Origin of the sequence: Streptosporangium sp. NPDC006013 (assembly GCF_040614275.1) — a bacterium.
Taxonomy (GTDB): Bacteria; Actinomycetota; Actinomycetes; order Streptosporangiales; family Streptosporangiaceae; genus Streptosporangium.
The window spans coordinates 1-2,892 of sequence record NZ_JBEXUE010000781.1; the positions used below are offsets into that span (position 1 = coordinate 1).

At 71.5% G+C, this 2,892-nt stretch carries 3 protein-coding genes; 1 reads left to right on the forward strand and 2 read right to left on the reverse strand.

What is annotated here, in order from left to right; all coding sequences use genetic code 11:
- Positions 1-137: 137 nt before the first annotated feature.
- Positions 138-1,028 carry a MurR/RpiR family transcriptional regulator gene (locus ABZ260_RS49400; RefSeq protein WP_355632449.1) on the forward strand — a complete coding sequence of 297 codons (891 nt, stop codon included), beginning with the start codon at positions 138-140 and terminating at the stop codon, positions 1,026-1,028.
- A gap of 130 nt (positions 1,029-1,158) precedes the next feature.
- Here the strand turns inward: ABZ260_RS49400 and ABZ260_RS49405 are convergent, their stop codons facing one another.
- Both ABZ260_RS49405 and ABZ260_RS49410 read right to left on the reverse strand, forming a co-directional pair.
- Positions 1,159-1,791 carry a maleylpyruvate isomerase family mycothiol-dependent enzyme gene (locus tag ABZ260_RS49405; RefSeq protein ID WP_355632452.1) on the reverse strand — a complete coding sequence of 211 codons (633 nt, stop codon included), beginning with the start codon at positions 1,789-1,791 and terminating at the stop codon, positions 1,159-1,161.
- A 26-nt stretch (positions 1,792-1,817) separates the two neighbouring features.
- Positions 1,818-2,892 (reverse strand): DUF6596 domain-containing protein (locus tag ABZ260_RS49410; RefSeq protein WP_355632455.1); only part of this gene is annotated, 1,075 nt, incomplete at its 5' end.

Genomic DNA, 2,892 nt, shown 5'->3' on the forward strand with positions numbered 1-2,892 from the left:
GCCCCCTGTGGGGGCCGCCCGGCGCCGCTTTCGCCCCACACTCTTGAAGTCATGCGGCCAAAACCCGATCACCTTGCCCGCCGGGCGGTGAGAATCATCGCTGAGTCCGTCACTCCGCGGGGAAGGGAAGTTCAAGAATGGGGCACGCCAGAGAGACCGGCCAGCCGCTCGCCGTGCCGGACGCGTCGCGGATCGCCGCGAACCTGCGCGGGCTCTTCGACGACCACCGGCTCTCCCCCTCACAGCGCCGGATCGCGCGCTACCTGCTTGAGCACGCGCAGGAGGCCGTCTTCTTCACCAGTGCCGACATCGCCGAGCGCGTGGGCGTCAGCCAACCGTCGGTCACCCGCTTCGCCGCCGCGCTCGGATTCAGGGGGTTCCCCGAGTTCCGGGACGCGCTCCGCTCATCGGTGTTCGGCGGCGCACGGCCGGCGCTGCCCGCGGAGGACCTCAACGAGATCCAGGAACTGGTCAACTCCGAGATCCGCGACCTTGAACGACTGCGGGACAGCCTCCGGGATCTGAGTCAGCTCCGGGAGGTGGCGGGTCAACTGGCCAGGTCGCGCCCTCTCCTCGTGATGGGACTTCGGATCTCCGCACCGCTGGCGCACCTGTTCGGCCATCTCGCGGAGAAGGTGCTCCCCGACGTACGGGTACTGGACATCGCGGGCTCGATCGCGGAGGACCGGCTGAGCCGGGCGGCGGACTCCGGAGCCGAATGGGTGCTCGCCATCGGGTTGCCGCGCTACCCGCGCGAGCTGGAACAGGGGCTCACCTGGGCGCGTCGGGTCGGCCTGAAGATCGCCCTCATCACCGACCAGCCGGTGGGCCGGCTCACCGAGCTCGCGGACGAGGTCCTGCTCGCACCGGTGAGCTCTGATTTCGCCTTCGACTCCCACGCCGGTCCCACGGTTCTGTGCACCGCGCTGCTCCACACCATGCTGGACACCCTGTCCACCGAAGGACAGACCCGGCTGGAGTCCTTCGACGACAGCGCGACGGAACGCCAGATCTTCCTCCCCTACTGAGGACACTGAACGGGGTCGCTCATTCACGTTCAGCGGAGATCGGCGTCGCGCACCTTCACGGCGACCTGGACACGGTTGTCGGCACCCACAGGCCCATATCGGGTTTCGAGACGCCCCTCGGCGCGGACACCTACAGCGTGGCCGCGATTCGCTCGACGCCCGGCCCGGACAGGCCCGCGAGTCCGGCGGCTCGGCCGGTCGCCAGCAGGAGCAGGTCGGCCGCCGGCCCTCGAACCTCGTCCGGCCCCTCGCCCGCCGACCAGTCCAGGTCGGTGGCGACCGGTCGCGTGCCGCGGAAGCGCTTGCGGGCGCCGTAGAAGAAACTGCGCCAGACGTGGTCGAGCACCGCGACCGTCCGCTCCGCGGGCATCTCCCGCACCCGCCCGAGCGGTCGCGCGATGTCCTGCCCGTGCACCAGCACGTCGGTGAGCGGGTCCAACGGGGCGGAGCCCGGCGCGCGACGAGGCGAGCCCGCCGTCTCGCGGAACTGCGCGATGAGCTCCGCGGGCCCGAACCGGGCCGCCCGTTCCCGTGCCAGGTCGGCCTCCATCCGCTCCCAGTCGCCGCGTGCCCGGATCATGCCCTTGATCGTGCCGAGGAGCGTGGTGCGCGTGGACAGCGTCAGGTGCGCGGCCACGTCGTGCACGGTCCAGCCAGAGCAGAGGGAGGCTGCCTTCCACTCGTGATCGTCGAGGTCATCGAGGAAGTCGGCGAGGCTGAGCCGTTCGGCCTTCACCCAGGCGAGGATCTCGTCACGGTCCATGTCCAACTCTCCTTGTTCTCCAACCGTCAGGTGTCGGCCGGACCTGCCGTCGTGACCGCGCTCAGCCTGCCCCGCAGGTGGGCACGTTCGGGTTCGGTGCCGGCCAGGTCGAGCGCCTCCCGGTAGGCCGCCGCGGCCTCTGGGAACCGGCCGAGCCGGCACAGCAGATCCGCCCGGGCCGCCGGGTAGGGGTGGTAGCCGCGCAGTCGCGGCTCGGCCGCCAACTCGTCGAGCAGCGCCAGGCCCGTCTCCGGCCCGTCGCGCATCGCCACCGCCGCGGCCCGGTTCAGCGCGACGACCGGGGACGGTGCGAGAGCGAGCAGCACGTCGTAGAGCGCCACGATCTGCGGCCAGTCGGTGGTCGCGACGTCCGCGGCCTCGTCGTGCAGAGCGGCGATCGCGGCCTGAACCCCGTACAGGCCGGGTGGACCACCGGTCAGCGCGACGAGTACCAGGCCGCGGCCCTCCTCGATCATCACGCGGTCCCAGCGGCCGCGGTCCTGGTCATCGAGCAGCACGAGCTCGCCGCCCGGACCGCTCCGGGCATCGCGTCGCGCATGGACCAGCAGCATCAGCCCGAGCAGTCCGGCGACCTCCCGCTCGGCGGGCAGCAACCGGTGCAGGATCCGCGCCAGCCTGATGGCCTCCTCGGCGAGATCGAGCCGCTGCAGATCCGAGCCCGAGCTGGCCGCGTACCCCTCGGTGAAGATCGAATAGATGACCTGGAGCACCCCCGGCAGGCGCTCCGGCAATTCGTCGGCGCCGGGCACCCGGAACGGGATGCGGGCCTCGCGGATCTTCTTCTTCGCCCGCACGATCCGCTGGGCCATCGTCGCGGATGGGACGAGAAAGGCCCGTGCGACCTCGGACGTCGTCAGGTCGGCCAGGCAGCGCAGGGTCAGGGCCACCCGATCGTCGGCGGGAAGGGCCGGGTGGGCACAGGTGAAGAACAGTTGCAGCCGCTCGTCAGGAAGATCGCTGTTCGCGTCCGCGGATGGGGCGGGGTCCGCCCGATCCGCCTCCACCTGCAGGATGGCGAGCCGGGCGGCGTAGGCCTGGTCCCGCCGCAGCCGGTCGACGGCCCGGCGCCGGGCCGTCGTC